Source organism: Cryobacterium sp. N22 (genome assembly GCF_002929555.1).
GTDB lineage: Bacteria > Actinomycetota > Actinomycetes > Actinomycetales > Microbacteriaceae > Cryobacterium.
In genome coordinates this window covers 17,769-41,170 of sequence record NZ_PJJP01000037.1, presented here as the reverse complement: position 1 = coordinate 41,170, position 23,402 = coordinate 17,769, and the positions used below count along the sequence as shown (strand labels likewise).

General features: G+C 65.0%; 21 protein-coding genes and 1 tRNA gene. 11 read left to right on the top strand and 11 right to left on the bottom strand.

All coding sequences use genetic code 11. From position 1 onward, the window contains the following. Position 1: 1 nt before the first annotated feature. The 10 genes from CXY76_RS12830 (at position 2) to CXY76_RS12785 (ending at position 9,515) form a co-directional block, all read left to right on the top strand. Positions 2-268, top strand: coding sequence for a DUF6112 family protein (locus CXY76_RS12830; protein ID WP_104165092.1), 267 nt, complete (start codon positions 2-4; stop codon positions 266-268). 66 nt (positions 269-334) lie between these two features. Further along, positions 335-604, top strand: coding sequence for a DUF6112 family protein (locus CXY76_RS12825; protein WP_103432436.1), 270 nt, complete (start codon positions 335-337; stop codon positions 602-604). 30 nt (positions 605-634) lie between these two features. Next, on the top strand, positions 635-2,026 hold the full coding sequence (locus CXY76_RS12820; protein WP_104165090.1) for a conjugal transfer protein TrbL: 1,392 nt from the start codon (positions 635-637) through the stop codon (positions 2,024-2,026). A gap of 2 nt (positions 2,027-2,028) precedes the next feature. Next, positions 2,029-3,492, top strand: coding sequence for an SCO6880 family protein (locus CXY76_RS12815; protein WP_104165088.1), 1,464 nt, complete (start codon positions 2,029-2,031; stop codon positions 3,490-3,492). A gap of 120 nt (positions 3,493-3,612) precedes the next feature. Next, positions 3,613-3,972 carry a hypothetical protein gene (locus tag CXY76_RS12810; protein WP_146073455.1) on the top strand — a complete coding sequence of 120 codons (360 nt, stop codon included), beginning with the start codon at positions 3,613-3,615 and terminating at the stop codon, positions 3,970-3,972. Further along, complete coding sequence (locus CXY76_RS12805; RefSeq protein ID WP_104165084.1) at positions 3,969-5,456, top strand: ATP-binding protein; 1,488 nt, start codon at positions 3,969-3,971, stop codon at positions 5,454-5,456. Before CXY76_RS12810 ends, CXY76_RS12805 begins: the two co-directional genes overlap by 4 nt. A 49-nt stretch (positions 5,457-5,505) precedes the next feature. Continuing rightward, positions 5,506-6,501, top strand: coding sequence for a DNA-processing protein DprA (gene dprA, locus CXY76_RS12800; protein ID WP_104165082.1), 996 nt, complete (start codon positions 5,506-5,508; stop codon positions 6,499-6,501). Positions 6,502-6,529: 28 nt separating this feature from the next. Then, positions 6,530-8,341 carry a TraM recognition domain-containing protein gene (locus tag CXY76_RS12795; protein ID WP_104165080.1) on the top strand — a complete coding sequence of 604 codons (1,812 nt, stop codon included), beginning with the start codon at positions 6,530-6,532 and terminating at the stop codon, positions 8,339-8,341. 143 nt (positions 8,342-8,484) lie between these two features. Further along, positions 8,485-8,940, top strand: coding sequence for a single-stranded DNA-binding protein (locus CXY76_RS12790; protein WP_104165502.1), 456 nt, complete (start codon positions 8,485-8,487; stop codon positions 8,938-8,940). A gap of 8 nt (positions 8,941-8,948) precedes the next feature. After that, entirely contained in the window at positions 8,949-9,515 is a 567-nt protein-coding gene (locus tag CXY76_RS12785; protein ID WP_104165078.1) for a hypothetical protein, read from the top strand. Positions 9,516-9,540: 25 nt separating this feature from the next. Here CXY76_RS12785 and CXY76_RS19260 read toward each other — a convergent pair whose 3' ends face one another. The 6 genes from CXY76_RS19260 to CXY76_RS12765 all read right to left on the bottom strand — a co-directional run bounded on the left by CXY76_RS19260 (position 9,541) and on the right by CXY76_RS12765 (position 14,646). Beyond that, entirely contained in the window at positions 9,541-10,464 is a 924-nt protein-coding gene (locus tag CXY76_RS19260; RefSeq protein ID WP_146073454.1) for a hypothetical protein, read from the bottom strand. A gap of 231 nt (positions 10,465-10,695) precedes the next feature. Beyond that, on the bottom strand, positions 10,696-11,271 hold the full coding sequence (locus CXY76_RS19255) for a hypothetical protein (protein WP_146073453.1): 576 nt from the start codon (positions 11,269-11,271) through the stop codon (positions 10,696-10,698). Positions 11,272-11,294: 23 nt separating this feature from the next. Further along, positions 11,295-12,335: a ParA family protein gene (locus tag CXY76_RS12780; protein ID WP_104165076.1), complete on the bottom strand. Its 1,041-nt coding sequence runs from the start codon at positions 12,333-12,335 to the stop codon at positions 11,295-11,297. A gap of 604 nt (positions 12,336-12,939) precedes the next feature. Then, a complete protein-coding gene (locus CXY76_RS12775; RefSeq protein ID WP_104165074.1) occupies positions 12,940-14,127 on the bottom strand; it encodes a tyrosine-type recombinase/integrase in 1,188 nt (395 codons plus the stop codon). Between the two features lie 6 nt (positions 14,128-14,133). Beyond that, the gene (locus tag CXY76_RS12770) at positions 14,134-14,391 is read right to left on the bottom strand and encodes a helix-turn-helix domain-containing protein (protein ID WP_233199808.1); all 258 of its coding nucleotides are present in this window, start codon (positions 14,389-14,391) and stop codon (positions 14,134-14,136) included. 178 nt (positions 14,392-14,569) lie between these two features. Further along, positions 14,570-14,646 (bottom strand) — tRNA-Pro (locus tag CXY76_RS12765). A 341-nt stretch (positions 14,647-14,987) separates the two neighbouring features. On the opposite strand from CXY76_RS12765, the gene CXY76_RS12760 reads away from it, so the two are divergent. Next, positions 14,988-15,476 (top strand): hypothetical protein, encoded by a 489-nt coding sequence (locus CXY76_RS12760; protein ID WP_104165070.1) that lies wholly within the window; start codon positions 14,988-14,990, stop codon positions 15,474-15,476. Positions 15,477-15,576: 100 nt separating this feature from the next. Here CXY76_RS12760 and CXY76_RS12755 read toward each other — a convergent pair whose 3' ends face one another. The 5 genes from CXY76_RS12755 to CXY76_RS12735 all read right to left on the bottom strand — a co-directional run bounded on the left by CXY76_RS12755 (position 15,577) and on the right by CXY76_RS12735 (position 23,398). Then, positions 15,577-17,187 (bottom strand): chitinase, encoded by a 1,611-nt coding sequence (locus CXY76_RS12755; protein ID WP_104165068.1) that lies wholly within the window; start codon positions 17,185-17,187, stop codon positions 15,577-15,579. Then, a complete protein-coding gene (locus CXY76_RS12750; RefSeq protein ID WP_104165066.1) occupies positions 17,184-19,508 on the bottom strand; it encodes a glycosyltransferase family 2 protein in 2,325 nt (774 codons plus the stop codon). The genes CXY76_RS12755 and CXY76_RS12750 overlap by 4 nt, the downstream gene beginning before the upstream one ends. Before the next feature lie 603 nt (positions 19,509-20,111). Further along, entirely contained in the window at positions 20,112-21,632 is a 1,521-nt protein-coding gene (der, locus tag CXY76_RS12745) for a ribosome biogenesis GTPase Der (protein ID WP_104165064.1), read from the bottom strand. Then, positions 21,625-22,311 (bottom strand): (d)CMP kinase, encoded by a 687-nt coding sequence (gene cmk, locus CXY76_RS12740; protein ID WP_104165062.1) that lies wholly within the window; start codon positions 22,309-22,311, stop codon positions 21,625-21,627. The genes der and cmk overlap by 8 nt, the downstream gene beginning before the upstream one ends. A gap of 4 nt (positions 22,312-22,315) precedes the next feature. Beyond that, positions 22,316-23,398 (bottom strand): prephenate dehydrogenase, encoded by a 1,083-nt coding sequence (locus tag CXY76_RS12735; protein ID WP_233199806.1) that lies wholly within the window; start codon positions 23,396-23,398, stop codon positions 22,316-22,318. Positions 23,399-23,402: the final 4 nt, after the last annotated feature.

Sequence of the window (23,402 nt, the reverse complement as noted above, 5' to 3'; positions counted from 1 at the left end):
CATGGACGTCTTCCCCGACTTCGGGGCAGTTGGTGGCGCCGAAGAGTTGCAGAACATCGTCGGAGCCCTGCTCACCTTTGTGCTCATCATCTCGGTGCTCATGACGATCATCACTGGCGTCACCTGGGCGCTCGCTTCGGCGAACGGCAACTTCCAAACAGCCGTCCGTGCCCGCACCGGGCTCTGGGTTGCCTGCGGTGCAGCAGCCCTGGCAGGTGCCGGTGTCGCCTGGGTCAACTTCTTGATCGGCATCGGTTCAACTCTGTAGCCGCCGCCCCCACGGGATGCTGTGCGCTCCTGTCTGTCGTACGTCCATCGACCGAGGGAGCTAATTGTGATCGACATCGATCCAAATGGGACGGGCCTACCTGGCATCGACCAATTGCGCACCATTGTAGGCGCGGTAATGACCATCGGCCTCGTCCTGAGCGTGCTCGCCTTGATCGTCGCTGCCATCGTCTGGGGCTTCGGAGCAAACTCGTCCAACCCGCACCTCGCTTCGCGCGGAAAAACCGGCGTGCTCGTGTCCTGCGGTGCAGCCATCATCTGCGGCGCGGCTGTGACGCTGGTCAACTTCTTTTGGGGCGTCGGCCAAGCCGTCTGACCGTGACTCAGACATGATCAAGGCGAGCCAATGAGCGTGTGCGATGTGCCGATGATCGCGAGCGTGTGCGATGCCGTCGGCGAAGGCACCGCCTCACTGGTCGCGGCACCATTCGATTGGCTCGCCAACGCGATGGGCTCAGCCGCCGCCTGGTTGTTCGAATCGGTGTGGGCCGCCTTCGACACGACCACCCTCGTCGACGTCACCGACCCTGGCTACATCGACGTCTATAACGTGCTCTTCGGCGTCGCGGTCTTCGTCACACTCGTGCTCTTCTGCCTGCAACTCATTACTGGGCTTATCCATCGCGACCCGACGGCCCTTGCCCGGGCCGCAACCGGCCTGGCCAAGTCAGTGCTCGGTGCCTTCGTCCTCATCACCATCACAGCGCTGCTACTCGAGATCACTGATCAACTGACGATCGGAATCGTTCAGGCAAGCGGCAACACCATGGAAGGCATGGGCGCCCGCATTGCACTGCTCCCCGCCGGCCTCACGGCTATAAACGTCGCTGCTCCCGGCGTCGGCGCAATCGTGACGATCTTCCTGTCTGCCCTTGCGATCAGCGCCGCAGCGATCGTTTGGTTCTCACTCCTCATCCGGAAGGCACTGCTGCTCGTGGCGATCGTCTTTGGGCCAATCGCCCTCGCGGGCGCAACCTGGGATGCCGCCAAAGGATGGTTCGCGAAATGGGTCGCCTTTGTAATCGCGCTCATCCTGTCCAAGCTGGTGCTCGTCGTGATCTTCCTGGTGGCAGTCGCGCAGGTCTCGGCCCCGATCGACGCTGATCTGGCCTCTGTTAGCGATCCGATCGCGGGGATCGTGCTGATGTTTATTGCCGCGTTCGCGCCATACATCACCTACAAGTTCATCAGCTTCGTCGGGTTCGACATGTACCACGCCATGTCGAGTGAGCAGGAAGCGAAGTCGGCCCTGAACCGTCCAGTGCCTGTGCCTGCCGCACCCATGGCAGACAGCGCCAAGAGGATTCTTGGCCCGAGCGGAGGCGACGAGAAGGGGGCAACGGCTCCAACCCCTCAGACAGCGAGCGCTTCTCCGTCCGGGCCAGGACCCACCTCCGCTTCACCGACCGGGAGCCCGGGACCTACTGCCGGAGGGTCCAGCCCTGCATCATCCGGCGGAGCCGGTGCTGGAGCCGGAGCTGGCGGTGCGGGAGCAGCGGCCGGGGTAGGCAGCGCAGGAATCGTGGTTGGAGCAGCAGTCGCCGGCGCCGCCGCGGTGGCCGGACCAGGACTCGGCAACGCGCTCGGACAGACTGCTGACACTCACACACAGGCAGTCGGTGAGACCGCCGGACCGAGCGCACCTACGCCGGAACCCGGACCCATGCAGCCAAGAACTCCCACGCCCCTAGCCGAGGCACCCGCCTCAGCATCCGGACTCGGCCGTAAGGACGTTTAGTTATGGACGCCGACGAGAACCGCGCCAAGTACCAGCTGTCCCCCGTTCAATTCTCCCGTCTGACCAAACGCGGCATCGTCCTGAGCCTGTCGCTGCCACAGTTGATTGCACTGTCGATCGGGATGCTCACCCTCGTAACAGCGCTGTACACAGCTGGCGCCTCCGGCCTGGCCTGGACAAGTCCAGTCTGGGTGACCGCCGCGGTCATCGCGGGTGTCTCGATCCGCGGTCGCAAGCTCGTCGAGTGGGTGCCGGTCGGCACACGGTGGATGTGGCGCGTCGCTTACCGCCAGCTGACCTACCGGCGTCGAATCATCCGGCCGCGCCCCGTTGGAACGCTGTCCCTTCCCGGCGACGCGGCCGCCCTTCGCGAATGGAACGATCCCGAGACCGGGGCGGTCATGATCCACGATCCGCACGCGAAGACTCTCACCGCGGTCGTGGCGGTGTCCCACCCGGCCTTCGCGTTGCTCGACCCCGGTGAGCAACACCGAAGGGTTACTGGGTGGGGACGTGTGCTCGCGGGTGCGTGCAGGTCAGGACGTATCGCTCGTCTGCAGGTGTCGGAACGCACATTGCCTGATTCAGGCACCGGGCTCGCCGAGTGGTGGGAGCAACATGGCATCGATGACGGCGGGTGGGCTGCGGTCACGTACCGGGATCTCATCGGGAGGGCCGGCCCGGCTGGCGAACGACACGCGACCACGATTAGTCTCTCTGTCGACCTTGCTTCGGCCACGCGCCAAGTCCGAACTCAAGGCGGCGGCATGCGCGGTGCAGCAGCGGTACTCCGCCAAGAGATGACGGCGTTGACGGCAGCGCTGCGGTCCGCTGACCTCTCCGTTGGAAGCTGGCTCACCGCCGATGATCTCGCCAAGATATTGCGAACCGCGTATGACCCGGCAGTGGGCATCGACCTGGAACGGCATCCTGACGTTGGACGGTCGCTCGCCACGGCCGGCCCCGTCGCCGTCACCGAGAGCTGGGACCGTCTGCGCACAGACAGTGCCTTCCACGCGGTCTTGTGGATCAGCGAATGGCCCCGATCGCAGGTGTTCCCCGGCTTCCTGTCGCCCCTCGTCTTCACCAACGGTGTACTCCGCACGCTTTCGCTGCACTATCTCCCCGTTCGCGCGGATCAGGCCGCACGCGATCTCCGCAAGAAGAAGACCGAGCTAATCAGCGATGCCCACCAACGCAGGCGGATCGGCCAGATCGAAGATGCCAGTTCAACCGCGGAGTACGAAGACGTCCTTCAGCAGGAGGCGGAGCTCACCGCCGGCCACGGCATTGTTCGCGCAACCGGTCTCGTGTGCGTGACAGCATCCACTACCGACGAGCTCGATGCCGCTGTGGCGTCGATCGAGCAGGCCGCCATTCAGAGCTCATGCGAGACACGGCTGCTGGTCGGTCAACAGGCGCAAGCGTTCACTGCCGCTGCGCTGCCCCTCTGTCGAAGTGTGTGAGCAGTGCGCACCTGTCTCGTGAAGCAAACGATCGGAGTTGAGATGTTTGACGAAGGACTGAGGACAGCCGAACCTCGTTGGATCAGTGTCGTCTTCTTACAGGGACATGAGGCGCACGCAGTGCTCGGCATGATCGATCTCAGGGGTGCCATCGCGGCGATCGAGCACCTACAACAGTGGGACTACGGAGACGAGACGATTGACGCTGCTCTCACCAACGGGTACGTCTACGACCGGATCCCTGCCGGGCGGACAGATCGGATCGTCGAAGACGACGGATCGCCCTACGCGCTGACCTACAACGCACGATTCGGCTACGTGTCGCTGTTGCGCCGGTATCCCGATGAACCTGAACCGAACCTTGCCCGAACGTCAAGGGCGGTATCCACCCAGCCGGCCCAGTCCCGCAAGCCCGCCGCAACCTGGGTAAGCGATCGAGCCCAATCGAGCAACAAGGCAGGGACCGCGGTCTCGCTATGAAGGACTCAACGGACGAACACCTGCACACCACTCACCTGCTTGAGCCGCACGGCGAAGTTCGACGCGACCGCCAGGCGCGCAAACGCTCAGCCGCACAGATCGTGGCTGATGCGCGGAGAGCGAGGCATCTCGAGGCGCGCACGCGGTGGCAGGCCGAACGGGACGAGGCTCGATCAGCCGACTTTCTTGCCGCTGGCGGCGAGCCGGGGGTCTCACAGCTCCGAATGCCCGGCCGACTCCGGCTGCCCAAGCACCAGGACACCTCCGCCACTCTGTCGGGTCACTACCCTTTCCTCGCCGAAGCCGGACTGGGCTCGGCCGGTGTCTTCGTCGGGCAAGACCTCTACTCCGGAGGCTCCTTCGTCTACGACCCTTGGGTGCTCTACCAGCGCGGAATGATCACCGCCCCGAACATCGTCCTTGCCGGCATCGTCGGCTCTGGCAAGTCATCTCTCGCGAAGTCTCTCTATACCCGCTCTCTCCCGTTCGGCCGCCGGGTTTATGTGCCTGGCGATCCGAAGGGCGAGCACACCGTCGTGGCCGAAGCCGTCGGTGGCAAAGCCATCATCCTCGGGCACGGGCTGCGCAACCGGTTGAACCCGCTCGACGAAGGTCACCGGGCGGCATCCGCTACAGACGCCGAGTGGGCGGCGCAACTGGCATCGCGGCGTCGTGAGCTCATCGGTGCGCTCGCCGAGACGGTGCTCGATCGAGTGCTGAGTCCGCTTGAGCACACCGCTATTGACCTCGCTCTGGCGGATGCGGTTCGAAGCGCTGAGGTGCCTATCCTGCCGATGGTTGTGGATCGTATCCTGGCCCCGAACCCTGAGGACGACGAGGGCCGCCTCGCGGAGGATGGACGTCTTGTGGGGCATGCGTTGCGGCGGTTGGTGTCCGGCGACTTGGCCGGACTCTTCGACGGACCGTCTACCGTGCGTTTCGATCCTTCCCTCCCAATGGTCTCGCTCGACCTTTCACGTGTCGCAGAGAACACAACGCTCATCTCCGTGCTCATGACATGCTCTTCCGCATGGATGGAAGCCGCGCTTGCCGATCCGGCCGGCGGTCAACGATGGGTCATCTACGACGAAGCCTGGCGGCTCATGGCCTACCCGGCACTCTTACGCCGCATGGACGCCCAGTGGCGCCTAGCCCGACACTTCGGGATCGCCAACATGCTCGTCTTCCACAAACTCAGCGACCTCGACAACGTTGGCGACTCCGGGTCTGCAATGCGCGCACTAGCGTCGTCGCTGCTGGCCAACGCCGAGACTCGCATTGTTTACCGCCAGGAACCGGACCAGCTCGGGTCCACGGCGAGCGCCCTCGGGCTCAGTGGAACAGAGCAGCAGCTGCTCCCCGCGCTCGGGACAGGTCAAGGCCTCTGGCGCGTCAAGGACCGCAGCTTCGTGGTGCAGCACCAGCTGCACCCCAGCGAGCTCGAGGCATTCGACACAACCGCTCGGATGTCCGCAGGTCGGTAACAGTGCGTCACCTCAGCCGATCTTCCACCCAGAACAAGGAGTCATTTCGATGGTCAAGAATGTGAGCGAAGAGCGAGAAGCCAGGATGTTGCTTGCGGCGCTCTCCGAGCCGAGTGACGTCATTACGGGGACACTAGTGGCCCGTCTCGGCGCAGCGGCGACCATGCAGCTCATCACTTCCGGCGATCGGCTTCCGAATGGCGTCGAACCTGCCGAAGGCGAACTCTGGCGACGGCGACTGGCTCCCCGCATCGACCCCGGTCAGATCGACCGCATCAATGTCGACATGGAGCTCCACGACATTCGGCTTCTGACTCCGGAAGATGTCGACTGGCCCGGCGAACTGCAGCAGCTGGGCGCCACCGCGCCCATCGCTCTCTGGCTCAAAGGCGACCCGAGTCAACTCTCGGCACCCCTCCCTGGCCGCGTGACCATCGTGGGTTCCCGGGCCGCAACGGCGTACGGCAGCCAGGTGGCGACCGAACTCGCTTCAGAGCTCGCCTCGCAGGGCAGAGTGATCCTTTCCGGCGGTGCGTATGGCATCGATGGATCAGCCCATCGAGCAGCCACGGTGTCCTATCCCGGGTCCACGGTCGCCGTACTGGCCGGCGGGCTCGACCGGCTCTACCCAGCGGGCCACGAGCAACTCTTCGAGCGCATCGAACAAAGCGGCGGCCTGCTCCTGAGCGAACTTCCGCCCGGCTCCGCTCCGACGCGGTGGCGTTTCCTCCAACGGAATCGGATCCTCGCAGCGCTCTCGGGCGCGACTGTCGTCGTTGAGGCTGGGCATCGATCTGGTTCGCTGAACGTGGCTGCGCAAGCCCATTCCCTGGGTCGACCGGTCGGCGCCGTCCCTGGCCCCGTCACCAGCCCGGCGAGCGCAGGCTGCCACCGGCTCATCCAGGAGGGAGTCGCAAGTCTTGTGGTTGACGCACAAGACGTGACGGACTTGCTGGATGCCTCGGCCGGCTTCTCAGGAGACCGAACGTTCACCTACTCGCCCACGCGACGATTCAGTCGAACCGATAATGGTCTCCGCCTCTAGGCGATCTCTAGATGAAGGGAGAGCGCCGGTGAGCACACCCCGAACTCAGGGCTCGCTCGGCGACGAGCTCGCAAACCTCGGCATCGGACTCCTGATGTGTTCAGCTGTACTTGCGCTACTCCTCCGGCTGTCGGGAACCATCGCGGCCTGGGCGACAGGTATCGCGCAACCGGCTGGCGGGCCCGAAACCGGACTCTCTGTTCTCCTTGACCCGGGCAACCCATCAGTCGCCATGCAGGCTCCTGGGCTGCACCCGCTTGCCTACTGGCTGACGGCTAGCATCATGGTCGTTGTCGTTTGTGCAGCCGGGACCTGGCTGTGGCGGATGCTTCACGATCCGCAGCGGGCAGCACGGATCGATCCGTACCGCATCCCCGGAATCGCGACACGGAACGATGTCCTGCGAGCGGCATCCAGCAAAGCGCTCATGCGCCGTGCTGCGCATCTTCGTCCAGCCTTATCGAACGCGAAGCCTGCGGACGTTGGCTACCGCATCGGACGGTCACGAGGTATCGACGTCTGGGCCAGCGTCGAGGATTCCGTTCTCGTCATCGGACCACCGCGCTCCGGGAAAGGCGCACACGTCGTCATCAACGCCATCCTCGACTCCCCCGGGCCAGTTGTGACCACGTCCACCCGCCCTGACAACCTGACCGCCACACTGCGAGCACGCCAGAGAACTGGGCTGGTCGCAGTGTTCGATCCCCAACAGCTCGCCCTCGGAGTGCCCGCGGGCCTGCGCTGGTCGCCGATCCGCGGCTGCGAAGACCCTCTCACAGCGATGATCCGCGCAACGGGATTGGCAGCGGGCACTGGTCTCGCGGCCGGCGGTGTCGATGGAGGCGGGTTCTGGGAGGCCAAGACACGAACTGCACTGCAAGCGTTGCTACACGCCGCCGCCCTCGAGCACCGCACGCCCGCCGAACTCTTCCGGTGGACCCTTGACCCGGCTGCAGCTCACGACGCGGTCGCCATCCTCCTCAGCACTCCCTCAGCCGCCACTGGATGGGGCGACTCCCTGCAGGCAATGCTGGAAGCCGACCCACGGACACGCGACTCCATCTGGCAGGGCGTTTCCCTCTCGCTCGGCGCCCTGGCCGACCCACGAGTACTGGATGCCGTCTCACCGGGAGAGGGCGAGAGCTTCGACCCTGAGGAATTCCTGCGCAGCAACAGCACCCTGTACTTGCTCGCAACAGGTGCAGGCTCAAACAACTCCGCCGCCCTTGTCTCGGCCTTCGTGGAGGACCTCGTCGAGACCGCCCGCCGCCTGGCCGCTCGCAGCGCGGGCGCGCGACTCGACCCGCCCCTGCTGCTCGCACTCGACGAAATCGGCAACCTGGCGCCACTCCCCTCGCTCCCCAACCTGATGGCGGAAGGCGGCGGCACAGGCATCACCACTATGCCCGTGCTGCAGTCGCTGTCACAGGCACGCACGAAGTGGAGCGAGAACGCAGCCGGCACAATCTGGGACTCGTCGATCGTCAAGGTCGTGCTCGGTGGAGCATCCAACTCCCGAGACCTCCACGATCTCTCGACACTAATCGGCGAGCGCGATGAGTCGACTGACTCGACCACCGTCGGCGATCGGGGTTCACGCTCAGCGCAGCGGTCCATCCGCCGCGTCCCTGTCATGCCTCCCGACACCATCAGAACTCTCCCGTTCGGAACCGGCCTAATCATGCTCCGCGCGGCGCCGCCCGTCATCGCGAGCTTGCAGATGTGGACCGCCCGTCGTGATGCGAAAACTCTGCTCGCGAACCGAGCGGACATCGAAGCATTGATGCGAAGGCCTCCTGCGGAGTCTCCCGCGCAGCCATCGGCCAGCCAATCGGAGTGACAGCGTCGCCCCACATCGCGTCGCAGCAAAAGGTCCTGTGGTTGAAGGTGGTTTACGCAGTCACTTTCGTCGTGAAGGCGGTGGCACACCTAGTAGTGAGCACGGATCAGCCCGGTCCGCCCAGTTACAGGAGGTTGAGTCCCATGACACTTCACACGCAGCAGTCGCTGTCAGGTTTCATCGCGTCGGAGCCACAACAGTCGGTCACGGAGAATGGCGACACTCGCTTCTACGTGCGCGTCGGCCAGCCCCACTTCCGTCGCGAGGAAGGAGGCTTCACCCCACTCGAGCCAAGCTTCCACGATCTCGTCGCGTACCGGGCTACCGCTGACCGGGCACTCACACGGTTTGCCAAGGGCGACAGTTTTGTAGCCGAGGGTTACGTCCGCACATTCCAAGTGGAGCGCGACGGTGAAGTCATCGACCGGGAGGAGTTCGTCGCGAAGAAGATCGGCCATGACCTCGCTCGCACGACCTATGAGGTGGACCGTGCCCGCCGCTCAGCGCCCTCAGAGGAGTTGAACGCACCCGCTGCACACATGGTCATGCGGCGAGCGCCCCGGCTCCCCCAGGGCCACTCGGCCGCGCTCGGGACGTGAAGGCGACCATGTCAGCTCCACTGGACGAGTGGGTCCCCGACGATCAAAACGCCTCGTTCGCTGAGGACTCATTCGGTGATCTCGACACCCCGCTCACGCCTGAGCCACCGCATCCCGTCAACTGGAACTTACTCACCGCCGACGAAGCCGAGGTCGAGTGGATCGAGCTCAACCGGTGGGTGAATTGGCTACGCCGGACGTACGGACTCCCGGCCTCCGTCGTGCCGCCCTTCTGGCATCGCCACCCGGAACTCGTCTGGGAGTTCTCCGCGCTGCACTTGCATTGGCTCTGCGCCTACGACCCCGACCAACACGGTTCGGCACCATTCGGTTGGCACCGTGACTTCGCCGACGCCCGCCAACGGCTCCACGACTGGGTAACTACATCGGGGACGCGACTCGAGCGCGACCGCCCCACACGGCAGACAGCCTGGCCAGGCGAACCCCCTCCCGACGCCGTCGAAGACATCCTGATAGGCAATCGCGACGAGGACTTCGCGCGTTTCGTCCTTGCAGACGTCGCAAGTCGCCGCCAGGCAGAGGTTGACTTTGCGATACGCCCTGACCCTGCCTGAGCCCAGTCGGCCGTGCGAAGTCAGGTTAGGCTGCGGGTGCGGTGCCGGATCCGATTATGCGTAATCTCGCAGAAGCAAGCACTTGCGCAGCAGCGTTGTGGGCCACAACGCACGGGTGCGAAGAAGGCAACTCTGTACCTAGCATCTTAAGGACGTCGCGGCCCACGAACGTTGACGCTGAAAGTGCCCATTGGGTGCCCATGAGGCCCCACCGTGCGCTCAATCCCACTCGGTACGCAGCTGCGTCATCGTCGGCTTCCACGAAGGAATGAATCCCGAGTGATTCACCGTGCGCTACGCCGGATAGATCGGAGTAGACAACGCGCCCGTTGGCCTTCCACTGGTCTGCCAGCGATGCCGCCAAAGCGGTGTAGCTCAACTTCCTGGGGGTGCGACTGCCGGTCAGGCGCTCGATGTCATCGAGCACTCCGACATGTTGGGTCGCCGCATTAGAATTGCGCCCACGCATCTCGTGCAGTACTGCATTAGGCCTGATGCGCGCAAACGTCTCTAGCTCTGATGCGAGCGCTGAGAGCCAGCGGACCACCAATTCCTCATCTTCTTTGGGCTCCAACATCCACCAGGCGCGCGCATACGCCTCAACGGCGCCCCGAGCAAGAGTCGCAATGGAGAACGCCGCGTCTTCATGCAAAAGAGATCGTGCCAGAAGACGAGAATGGTCTATGCCGGCCAGGGTCGCGAAAAGAACGGTTTCAAGTGCATTGCGTCCTGGGTAGGGTCCCTGCGATTCGGACGGGAAGACCCCCTTCGCTAGTCGTTCGGCTCTCGACCCAGCGAGCTCTTCCCCGAACCCCCTGCGAATTAAGGGTTCTAGCTGGTCGAGAAAGGTGAGCAGCGCTGACGAGAATGCCGTCCGATCAGCCTGGGACAAAGCCCGAAGGCTGGCTTCCTCACTGGCCATATGCGCACCGCTCATCTGGTTGTCCACTTCTCAAAGTCATATTCAGTACTGGGCTCTCAATGCTTGACTGACGAATTACCCGCCCGGGTTGGGAATGTCGTTCTCGGTTGAGCACTCAAGGCGGGGAGTCACGATGATCCCTCGGTTTGCGCCATCACAGCGTATGCGGTCTCAGAGTCGGAAGCGTTGAACACGTGTACCCAACTCGCTTTAGTAGTTAATTAGGTATTGCCGCGTCTCGACCGGCGCTACATCGCATCAACAGTGAGAATCGATCGCCACCACAATCGATTCGACGGTTGCAATTGATGCAAGGGCGTCAGCGCTCAGAAGCGGTGTGAGTGCACCGGGTGTCAGCGGGTCAGAGTCAGATTGATGAACGATACGGTTCCTGCGTGTGACGATCAGACCTAGGGCGACAGTGGTCGATCCGGCCGCACCACCGAAAACCGAACTCCAAACCTTGGGTATCCCCACCATCGCCAGGGCGGCCCCGATATCGTCCGATCGTTGATAGGTTTCGAGTGAAAGTCGTGCTGATACCTGGGTCCGCGCCGCGAGTTCCTTGTCCGCCGGTGTGGATGCAGATAGCACTTGGCCCACAGCGCTAAAGGACATGCCGACTTTTCCCGCAGATCCCGTTGTGGTCGAGCGCCCAAGGACGATGTCCGTTGCCCGGTCCAAGACCACTCCATGGACGTAGTGATCCAACGCGGAGACCGCCTGCGTCAAAGCTGCCCGGTACATGTCGGAACCATCCACGCGTCCGACGGTCAAGGTCTCAATACTTTGCCCTAGCGCCACAATATCGCGCGCGCGCGCAACGTCACTCATGAAGTGTGGCAATCGTGCAGTCATCAGGTAGTGAGCGTCTCAATCCGTTCCGCCAGAGACTCAAACAACGCTCGAAACGAGTCAATGCTCGCTTTTTGCGTGTCCCACACAAATCCTCGACTTTCTGTGTCTTCCTTGGTGAGAGCGAATACCGGTTTACGCGCCTGTTGGGAATTTGTAATCAAGGAATTGAAATCAGGGATGCTGACCAGACGAAGCGAAGCATCCATTCCCGCGCTCTGGTACTTTTCCGCCTCTAAGACCAGACCAGCTTGGGCGAGTGCTGGAGTCAAGATGTTTTCCACCGCCCTATCCAATTCATCGAAGTACCCACGAAATCCCTCTGTCGCAGTGCCGCCCTTCAGGCGGTACCGCTGAATCACAGTGCCAAGGAATTTCAGGTCCGGCTTCGGGAACGGGTAGTCGGCTCCGGACAGGGCGTCGAGTTGTGCGGCATTCGTCGCCCAACGATGCCACCGGGGAAGTACCCTCGAGAGCGACTCCAGCGCCATCACCGAGAAAACGTCCGGACTGGCCGGGACAATAAAGTAATCCGACGTAGCGACGAGATTTTGGTTGATTGCGCCGAGTCCCGGGCTCAGGTCAAGCAGGACGAAGTCGGCATTGTACGCTTCAGCTGTCTTGTCAAAGAGATACCGAAAACTTCCAGGCAGATTCTTCAGGGCTTGAACTGATTCAGAGAGCTGCTGCGCAATTCCCAAGGACACTTCATCCTCAGCCAGCCCCACATGCCCTGGGATCAAGAAGAGATTGTCTACACCCTCTACTGGAACACAATTCATAGCCTCAATCGGCTTGGGCCGAGAGGCGAAGGCAGGCTCTAAGGCATCTCTCAAATTGCGTCCTGGGTTGTTCTTATAGAACGTCGCAAGGGCGTCTTCTTCTTTTACGTCAATGACCATGCCAGTGAGATTGCACTGAGGGTCAGCGTCGACTAAAACGACCGTGTGACCGCGCTCCGCAAGCATCCAACCAAGGTTGAATGTGGTCGTCGTCTTGCTCACGCCACCCTTGTTATTAAACATCGCAATCGTAGTTGCCACGGCTTATCCCCCTTCGGACTCCCGCAACCATATCGTGCACCAAGAAACATCCACACGCAGATGGACTCAGGTGGCTGGGGTGCTAGGACTCACTCTGTCTTCCGACCAAGTCATGTCGCCGTAGCGGAAACGGCCAGTTGTCCTGGCCCCACCATGCCAATTGTCCCGACGTTGATACCCGGCACGTCGGTCACTGGATCAGCCCTTGACGCCGAAGAGGTGAGCCCAGCAGCGCCGATTGCAGCGCGTTTGCGCATCAATTGCGTCAGCGATCCCGCGCTGGGGCCGCGGCAGGCTGTCGATATAGGCGAACCGGCGTGTCGCTCACCGCTACTTTTCGCGGGGCTTGCTCGATCTGTCATAGCGTCCGGGACCGTGCAGTCGGCATCGCCCTGGTCCGCTCCCGTGGCGGGTTTTAGGATTTCGCTATTGCCGAGACCATGCCGTTCACGGCGAGAGAGCAGTCCTTCCACATCGGTTCGGAAGCTAACCGGCGCTCAACAGAGGGCCCTGTGCGTTGACCCACCATGGCGAGGCCCAGCGTGATCACATGATTCGACGGAGCCGCGGAGATCACGGTGCTACCTCCGTGGCGGCACCGTGCTCAGTCTTCGTCCTTGGCGAACGCCCGGTCGAGAAGCGCTGCGGTGGCCGGGTTCACGAGTTCGCTGCGTTGGATATAGTGCATCACCGTGACCCTGGTGTCCGTGTGACCGAGCAGTTCTGCGGCGAGTTCGATGCTGGCGTTGGTGTTGACCGCGGTCGCTACCGTGCGGCGGAACATGTGCGGGGTCACTCCCTTGATCCCGGCTCCCTCGAGCACCTGTCGCAGTTGTCGGCGCACGTTCCCCGTCGTCAGCGGCGTGCCATCCCGGGATTGGAACAGCAGGTCATCCAGGCCCATACTCCCGACCTTGGCGAGCCGCCGGCGGACCGCGTCGGACGTGAAGGTCGGGATGGCGACAACACGGGTGGACTTGGCGGTCTTGGGGTGGTCCTGCCGGAAGGTCTGCTCACCCTTGCGGCTGACGATGGTGCCGGCCAATCGGATGGACGGCACGGGGCTGGTGATGTCGACGTCTCGGCGGCGGATGGCCAGGACCTCACCGATCCGGGCCGAGGTGCCCAGCATCACCTCGATGATGGCGCCAAGCTGGCCGTCGGGCTTGGGGCCGGACGTGTGGTCGACGGCGCTCTCCCACTGGGCAATCGCCGCACGGATCACATTCACCTCCGGGGCCATGAGCGCGGCGGGGACGTGCGGCTCGCGGTGCAGGCGGGCGACGTGGTCCATGGGGTTCCGCGGCAGGACCTCGTGCCGCACTGCCAGCTCGAGGGCGAGCCGCAGCACCACCCGAGCCTGCTTGGCGCGGTTGTAGGAGATCTTCGCCAGCTGCTTGATGAACTTGTCGCACCGGGCCACGCCGATCTCGCGCAGGGCGAGGTGGTCGAAGGCGGGAGAGACGAGAGTGCGCATGTTGCGCTCATACAAGTTCCGGGTGGTCCGGGAGATCCGGTCCTCCAGGTCGATGTCCTCCAACCAGTAGGTCGCCAGGTCCCTGAACAGGCTGTCCGGGGACAAGCTCGTGTCGGCGGGTTGGAACAGGTCCCGGTCGGCGAGCTTGGCCTTCAGTGTCCGTTCCGCGGCCTTGGCCGTGGCACCGGTGCCTTGCACCAGGCGCGCGTGGCCGTCCCAGTCGCGGTAGCGAGTTCGCGCCTCGTAGCGTCCGTTCGGCGTCTGGCGGGTGCTGATGTCGCCGAAGGTGCCGATCGTCAACCGCTGCCGGGGCATCTCAACTCACCGCCGATCGGGATGCCTCGGCGAGCTGGAGGTGGGTTCCCGCTGTTGGGCGATCCAGGCCCGCACATCGGAGATGGCGAACTTGAGGTGCTTGCCGAACCGGTACGCGGCGGGGCCTTTGCCGCGAACCCGCCAGTCGTAGACCGTGGAGATCGGAATGCCCAGGTAGGCCGCCAGCTCGGCAACGTCCATCAGGGGCTCCAGACCCCAGTCGTCGATGGAAGGAGAGGGTGGGTTCTCGTTGTGAATACTCATACCCAGAAGGTGTGCCGGGCGATCCCGGACGATCGGGAGGAACCGAAACCGACCTCAGCGCCCCGCACGACAGGGCCGGCACAGCGGCGGAAATGGGCTGAAAGTGATGGGGTAGTGATGGGAACATCAAATCTCTTAACCAAAAAAGTCCCGGAAACCCTTGAGTTTCCGGGACATTTGGTCGGGCTGACAGGATTTGAACCTGCGACCCCCTGACCCCCAGTCAGGTGCGCTACCAAGCTGCGCTACAGCCCGCCGTTTCCCGGTGGATTCCCGCGAGGGCATCTACCGGAGACAACTGGACTAGCTTACCGCGTCGGGAGAGTGCTCGCGTTCACTTTTGGGGGCTATCTGGACGCTGAGTGCTCAGAAAGGCGGTTGACAATGCTGCAGAGCGACGTACTGTCTACCGGAGACAGGTCACCGGATCTCGACAAGCTCGATCAACGTCGGGGTGCGGGATCTCGACAAGCTCGATCAACGACGGGGTACAGGACGCGTCGCGACGATTCCCTGCTCGCACATAGGTTTTCCATAGGAATGGTGCGTAGCGTGACGCGAGGTCGTCACCGGCCGCTCAACCAACGAAGGAAGTTATGTCCCAGAACAGCTCACGTCCCCTGTCCAAGTTCAACCTCGTCCTGGCCCTGCTGTGGCTGGTCGACGTGGTCGTGACCGTCGCGGGGTACCTGATCCTGACCTCCTCCAACGCCACCCAGGCCGAGTTCTACACCTCGCAGTCCGCGGACTACGGGGCGTACTTCACCGCCCAGTCCGGCAGCGGCCTCGGTGCCACCCTGATCGGCACCGGCATCCTGGGCTTCATCGTCACCCTCGCGGCCATGGTCGTGTCCCGGTCGATCGCCAAGAACGCCGTCGCGGCAGCGGCGGTCATCGGTGACGAGCCGGACTTCGGCTTCGACGACACCGACTTCGACACCGACGAGAAGGCTGCCGTGCAGGCGCCGGCAACCGTGGCACCCACCACAGCGGCACCGACCTCTGCAGCACCGACTGCCGCGGCCCCGACCGTCGAGCACACCACGGGCGACGAGCCCACCGACGAGCCCAAGACCGCTCGCTAGCTCCTCCGCGCGCAAGCGCAGACGTGGGAATGCCCGGGGCGGTGCCCTAACAACCGCCCCGGGCATATCTATGTTTGGGCCTCCCCCGCCCAAAAACCTGTTAGGGAAGAGCCTCGAGGAGCTTCTGCACCTCGGCGTCGGGCAGCACCGACCACGGTGAACCGTCCGGGTCCGCGGCCGCGGCATCGGGGCTCTCGCCCTGATTCCACCACTTGCTCTCGTAGGGAACCCCGTCGAAGAGGATCAGGGCGCCCTTCTCGTAGATGGCGGTGCCGTCCCAGGTGGGGTACGTGCCGGCGGGCAGGGTGGGCTTGGGGATCGGGGTCTCCCCCGGCATCACCGGGCCGATCAGCACCCACGGTGTCTCCCACTCGTTGAGCACCGGGTTGTCGGGCAGGTCGCCGCGCGTCCACCACTTGGTCTGGTACACGTTCTTGTGCCAGACCACCTTGGTGCCCTCGAGGTAGGAGGATTCCTCCGCCCAGATCGAGTACGGGCTGGTGTCGGGGTCGTCGACGATCGACTCGATCTCCTTGGCCTCGTCGGTGGTCACCGACGCCGCCGCGGTCACGGGGCGGCCGTTGAAGCCCGTGCCCAGCACATCCACGAACTTCTCATCGCCCTGGTCGATCCCGCTGCAGGAGTCCGACACCCGGGTGAGGTCGGCGTAGTTCGACCCGCAGGTGGTGTCCCGGTTCAGCGACCACAACGACATCCGGCCGATCTTCTGTTCCCGCGCGAACGTGTTCACGGCGCGGGCGTCGTCGAGGTCGAAGACCTCGTCGGGCACGTCATTCTGACCGGCCATGGGCGTCATGCCGATCTTCGACCACACCGTGGCATCCGTCAGCTCGGTGCCGGCCCGGCTGTACAGGGTGCCGATCTGCCGGTGCGCGGCCGTGACGGCGCGAATGGATGCCTCGGCCATGGTCTCGTCGGCGTCCTTGCTGCTGCCGTAGTCCATGGTCATCAGGTTCACCCCGGCCAGGTCCACCTTGGCGTCGAGCATGGCGGTGACCGCGTCGGTGCCGTCTTCGGTGAGGCCGAAGGTGCCCACGGGCAGGGTCAGCCACACCGCAAGGTCGTCACCGTCGGCGCGGCGGTCGGCCTGCAGGTCGGCGATCGCGGTGGCCCGGCGTTTGGCTGCAGCACTGTCGGTGAGGTTGTCGCCCTCAAGGTCGAGGTCGATGGTGGTCACGTCGTACCGGTCGAGCACCGCCGCGTAGGCGGCGGTGAGCTTCTTGGTGTCGGTGCAGCCGGTGCCGAGTTCGGTGTTGAGCAGGCCGCCGAAGGAGACGATGACCTGACCGTCGAGCTGGGTCACCCGGGCCAGCCGGCGGTCGAGGTCCAGCTCGTCCGCAGCCTCGTCGAGGGTGTAGTAGGTGCCCCAGCTGGGCGTGCAGGGCTCCTCCTTGTCGGCGACGATGAACGAGAGCACCACATCGCTGCCGGCCCGGTCGGCCGACGCCTCGAAATCGTAGGTGGGGGTGGCGGTCACGTCGACGTAGCCGGCGAACCAGGGGTCGTAGGCCTCGGCGGCCTGCGCCGAACCCCACCACTGCCAGCCCAGGTAACCGCCGCTGGACAACGCCACGACGAGCACCACACCGAGGAAGACCCGCACCACCGAGAGGCGGCGGCGTGGCTTGGCGACCGCGGTGACGGTCTCGGGGGCGGTGGGCGCTGCTGCGCCAGGTTCTACGGCGCTCATTTGAGTGCTCCCTGCTTGGTGCTCTTGGCCACGGGCTGGCTCACGAACGGTCCGGTGATCACTTCAACGTCGCTAGGCAGCTCGCCGACGGCGTGGCCGTGATAGATCACCGCACGCCAGTCCAGGACGGGCTCCACCGGTAGCGCTGCCGCCACGGCGGTGCTGCGGCGGGGGGCGCGTTCGATGTACATCCACTGGGTCAGGCCCAGCCAGACGTCCACGATCGAGTTCCACGGGCCGATGTAGGCAACGATCGCGAAGATGGCCAGCAGGGCGTTGAACCCGGCGAACACGGCGTTGCCCCAGTTCTGGTTCGACACATCCCGCCACAGGGTGAGCGCGGAGAACGCGACGATCAGGTACGGCACCACCACGAACAGCAGCGGAGCGGCCGTGCGGTTGCGCACCTTGGGGGTGCGGGCGAACGGGATCTTCTTGCTGGTCACGGCCTGCTGCATCGACTTGAGCACTCCGGCGAGGTTCACCGGCAGCAGGATCAGGTTGAAGCCGTAGATGCGCAGGATGTCGCTGAACTTGTAGCCGCAGGAGCGCAGGTCGCTGCCCATCGCGAGGAAGTACGGCACAGCGGCGAGCACCACGACGGGGCTGAGCAGCCGGCTGTCGTAGGGATAGGCGAGCAGGAAGATCAGGCCGAAACTGGCCCAGGCGATGCTGGCCATGTAGTTCACGCGCAGCGCCAGTTCGATCACGCTGATCGGGTGGCCCTGGCGGCGGCGCTCACGCATCTGGCGCCAGAGCTTGGGCAGGATCAGCAGACCACCGTTGGCCCAGCGGCGACGCTGCACGATGAGCGAACCGAAGTCGGGCGGGGTGGCGCTGTAGCTGAGCCGTTCGGGGTAGTTCGTCAGCGACCAGCCGTGGGTGCCCAGGTCGATGCTCGACTCGGTGTCCTCGATCACGGTGCGGTCTTGCACGTAGCGGCGAACCTCGAAGCCGCCCACTGTTTCCACTTCGACGATGTCTTCCAGAGCCACCTTGCGGATCACCGCGTTGGCACCCACCCAGAAGGTGGCGCCGTAGTGCGACAGGCCCTGGTGCAGGATGTGCTGGATGTCGGTGGTGGCGCCGGCGAGCCGCTCGATGCGGGTGGGGGCACCGCGGAACGACGAGTACGGCGTCTGGGTGACGGCGACTCGAGCGTTGTCGGGCTGTTCGAGGAAGTAGACCAGGCGCAAGCAGTAATCGCGCAGCAGCAGCGAGTCGGCGTCGAGGGTGAGCAGGTACTCGGAGTCGCGCACCACATAGTCGGCCGGCGCATCGTCGGCGACCGGGCGCAGGATGGTGCCATCCGGCCCCTCTTCGCGCTGGAACCGGCGACCCATCAGACCGATGTAGGCGTTGAGGTTCATCGCCTTGTTGGCCTCGTGGGAGAGCGACGAGAACAGCTTGCGCTCGAAGGTGTCCAGCTCGGCGGAGAAGGTCCAGAGCAGCCGGCGGTGCAGTTCCAGCATCCGGGCGGCGGTGGGGGCGGTGCCTTCCCGGGCGGCCGCGGTCAGCGCGGCGCCGGTGAGGGAGAGTTCCGCGGCGAGGCCGCCGAGCACCTGCTCCACGAAGAAGGTGTCAACGTGGTCGTCGATGCTCTCGGCGGAGGCCATCGCCTGCAGCCAGCGGGCGGCCCACTGGTAGCTGTCGGCGAGGCGGTGCACGGCCCGTGTGGTGGGCTGCGGGTCATCGGTGAGTTCGATCTCGCAGATCAGCAGCTCTTCGGCGAACCGGTTCTTGGGTTCGGCCAGGGCCAGCTCGATGTCGCGGGCGATGGTGCGGGAGGCCTGCAGCTGGGCGGCGACGGCTGGGTCGCTGGGGTGCGGCGGGTCGTCCAGCAGCAGCACGATGCGCAGGTCGGGATACTCCTGCAACGCTGCCGACCACAGGGTGGCCCGCACCACACCGGGCTCCTCGCTGTAGGAGGGCACCAGCACGGTGAGCGAGCCCTGGTGGGTAGCGAAGTGGCTGTCGAGTTCGGCGCGGGGCACCCGCACGTGGTCGCGGAAGCGCTGCAGCGCCCCCTGGCGGGCGATCAGGTACAGCAGCGCGGAGAAGGTGAGGAAGGTCACTACGATCACGTAGGAGATGGCCTCGGTGGTGAACCGGAAGCTCTCGGTGCCGTTGTTGAGGAACTGGCGCAGGATCGTGTAGATGACGTAGGCAAGCCAGGCCAGCACGGTGGTGATGATGGCGAGGCGACCCCAGATGATCTTGGCGTCGCTGGGGATGTCGTGAACGGTGGGAAGGGGCTGGGTGTTACGTTCGGCGCCGAGTTGGCGTTTGCGGGCAGGCGAAGCTAGGGACTTCGAAGGCACAGTAATTCATCCTTGGAGTAGGGCCAGGGATCTCGCTGGATCAACGGTCGAGAGTTTCGGGTTCTCGTTTAGACCAGGTATCAACGAAATGCAGGGACACGGAAATGTCGGAAGGGCTACGTCGTGCGCCCAGCGCCGCTCTAGGGAAGCGGACGGCTGAGGAGGAACAGGGGCGGTAGCGCACCGTTCGGGCGGTGCGGCGGCAATCAGACGGGTATCCCGCGGGCTTCGGGGCCGGCGGGTGTTGCGGATGATGCGGGTGGATGACGGGCCGGGTGCGGCCCGTGAAGGTGCGGGTGCCGGTAGAGCCGGGTGGATTCTGCCTGCAGGAAAAACTTAGAACACTCGCACCATCGAATGAAGACCCCCGGATGGGGGTACCTTCAACCTCAGCTTGGAGGTTCAGGCAGCAGTTCCGCACCAGCACTGGGATCGGCTCATGGGGCTTGCGCTGCGCTGGGGAGCCTCTTGAGCCAACCTTGAGCCAACCTTGCGGCGCGATTTGGCGTTTCGCCCGCGCTCACAGACAAAAAAGCCGTGCGCCGGCATCCGAAGATGGCGGCACACGGCCTGGTCGTACCGGCCGATGGGCCGGCGGTGGGGTTAGCGCTTGCGCTTCTCGCGCACCCGCATGCTGATGTTGATCGGGCTGCCGGCGAAGCCGTAGACCTCGCGCAGGCGACGCTGGATGAACCGGCGGTAGCCCGGGTCGAGGAACCCGGTGGTGAAGATCACGAAGGTCGGCGGGCGGCTGGAGGCCTGGGTGCCGAACAGGATGCGCGGCTGCTTGCCACTGCGCACCGGGTGCGGGTGCTCCGCGGCCAGTTCGGCGAGGAACGCGTTGAACTTGCCGGTGGCGACGCGGGTGTCCCACGACTCGAGCGCGAGCTCGAGGGCCGGAACCAGCTTCTCCATGTGACGGCCGGTCTTGGCCGAGATGTTCACGCGCGGGGCCCAGGCCACGTGGGCCAGGTCCTGCTCGATCTCACGCTCCAGGTAGCGGCGACGGTCGTCGTCGATCTGGTCCCACTTGTTGAACGCGAGCACCAGCGCACGGCCGGACTCCAGAACCAGGTCGATGACGCGCACGTCCTGCTCGCTGATGACCTCGGTGACGTCGATGAGCACCACGGCCACCTCGGCCTTTTCCAGGGCCGCACTTGTGCGCAGCGACGCGTAGAAGTCGGCGCCCTGGGACAGGTGCACGCGACGACGGATGCCGGCGGTGTCGACGAAACGCCAGACCTTGCCGCCGAGCTCAACCTGCTCGTCGACCGGGTCACGGGTGGTGCCGGCCAGCTCGTTGACGACAACCCGCTCTTCGCCGACGACCTTGTTCAGCAGGCTGGACTTGCCCACGTTCGGGCGTCCCAGGATCGCGACGCGGCGCGGGCCGCCCACTTCCTGCTTGGCGACGTTGGAGATCTCGGGGAGCTTTTCGAGGATCGCGTCGAGCAGGTCGGCGACGCCGCGACCGTGCAGCGCGGAGACCGGCCAGGGCTGGCCGAGGCCGAGCGCCCACAGGCTGGCCGCTTCGGGCTCCTGGCGGATGTCGTCGACCTTGTTGGCGATGAGGAAGACGGGCTTGCCGCTGCGACGCAGCAGCTTGACGACGGCCTCGTCGGTGGAGGTCGGGCCCACGTTGGAGTCGACGACGAACATGACGACGTCGCACAGCTCGATGGCCAGTTCGGCCTGCATGGCCACGGACGCGTCGATGCCCCTGGCGTCGGGCTCCCAGCCGCCGGTGTCAACGAGGCTGAAGCGGCGTTCGTGCCACTCGCCCTTGTAGGTGACCCGGTCCCGGGTAACGCCGGGGGTGTCCTCCACGACGGCCTCGCGGCGGCCGAGGATACGGTTCACGAGCGCGGACTTGCCCACGTTGGGGCGGCCGACGATCGCGATCACCGGCAGGGCCGGCAGGTACTGGATCGCGTCGGGGTCGTCGCTGACGTGGTCGAGGACGTCGAAGTCCTCGTCGTCCAGGTCGTATTCGTTCAGGCCGGTGCGCAGCGCGGTGGCGCGCTGAGTGATCAGGGCGTCGTCCTCGTCGAGGTCGGTCAGGCGCGAAGCGATTTCCGGGTCGAGTTCGGGGATCGTCGTGTCGTCGAATTGGTTAGTCATGCGAGTTCCTCGCGGTATTGATGACCTCTACAACCGCGTCAATGGTCTGGTCGAAGTCGAGATGGGTGGAGTCGACGGTGGTCACACCGTCTGCAGCGCTCATGAATTCCACTACCTGGGAGTCGGCGCGATCCCTCGATCGCAGCTGTTCCGCCACGGTGTGGGCCGATTGGGTTGATATTTCCGCAGAGCGCCTCGCCATTCTAGCCTCTTCGGTTGCTGTGAGTAGAATGCGGACCTCGGCCTCGGGGGCCACGACGGTGGTGATGTCGCGTCCCTCGACCACCACGCCGGGCTGCGGAACCGCCCGGGCGATGCTGCGGAACAGTTCGGTCAGGTGGGTGCGCACCGCGGGGACCCGGGCGATTGCGCTGACCGCGGCCGAGATCTGCGGTTCACGGATAGCGTCGGTGACGTCGGTCTCCCCCACCCGCACGAAGTAGGCATCCGGTTCGGTGCCGATCGTGTAATCGAAGGTGGGCAGCAGAGCGCTGACCGCTGTGGAATTCTGCGGGTCGACCTCCTGGTCGATGACCAGCCAGGCCAGCGCCCGGTAGGCGGCGCCGGTGTCGAGGTAGCCGTAGCCGAGGCGGCGGGCCACGGCACGACTGACGCTGGACTTGCCGCTGCCGGCAGGCCCGTCGATCGCGACGAACAGGGGGTAGGAATGCTTACTCAAACGTCTAACCGACAATCCGCCAGCCGCGTGCGGCCAGCTCAATGGTGAGGCGGCTGACCGCCTCGGGGAGGATGCTGATCTCGGCGAGCCCGATCTGGGCTCCCGGGGAGTGCTCGAGGCGCAGGTCTTCGAGGTTGACGCCCGCCTCGCCGATTTCGTTGAACAGGCGGGCGAGCTGGCCGGGGGTGTCGTCGACCATCACGGTGAGGCTGGCGTAGCGGCGGTCCTGGCCGTGCTTGCCGGGCAGCCGGGCCACACCGGTGTTGCCGCCGGCGATCTCCTCAGCCACCTGGCGGCGGGCGCCGGGGGCGGCCGGGTCGGCGAGGGCGCCGATGAACCGGTCGAGGTCTTCGCGCAGCGCGAGCAGGATCTGGCGCACCGGCGCCGGGTTGGCGCCGAGGATCTGCACCCACAGCTCGGGGTCGCTCGCGGCGACGCGAGTGACGTCGCGCAGGCCCTGCCCGGCGAGGTTCAGCGCGGAGGCGGGCGCGTCGGTGAGACGGCGGGCCATCAGGGTGGCCACCACCTGCGGCACGTGGGAGACCAGGGCCACACCCTTGTCGTGCTCTTCCGGGGTCATCTCCACCAGGGTGGCGCCGAGGTCGAGGATCAGGTCGTCGATCGCGGTGGCGCGCTGGTAGCTGATGTCGTCGTGCGCGGCGACCACCCAGGGCCGGCCGATGAACAGGTCGGCGCGGCCGGCGAGCGGTCCGCCGCGTTCCCGGCCGGCGAGCGGGTGCGAGCCGATGTACCGGGACACGTCGGCGCCGCGTTCGCGCAGCTCGGTCAGCGGAGCCAGCTTGACGCTGGCCACATCCGTCACGATCGCGTCGGGGAAGGCCTCGAGTTCACGGGCGACGATGTCGGCGGTCACGTCCGGCGGCACGCACACCACAATCAGCTGCGGGGCGTCGCCGGGGGTGGCGGCGCGGCCGGCGCCGTAGTCGATGGCCAGCGACAGGTTCGTCGGTGAGGCGTCGGCGAGGATCACGTCGATGCCCCGGGCGCTCAGGCCCAGACCGATGCTGGTTCCCAGGAGCCCGGCGCCGACGACGCGCACCGGCCCGATCAGGCGAGACTCGACCACGTTC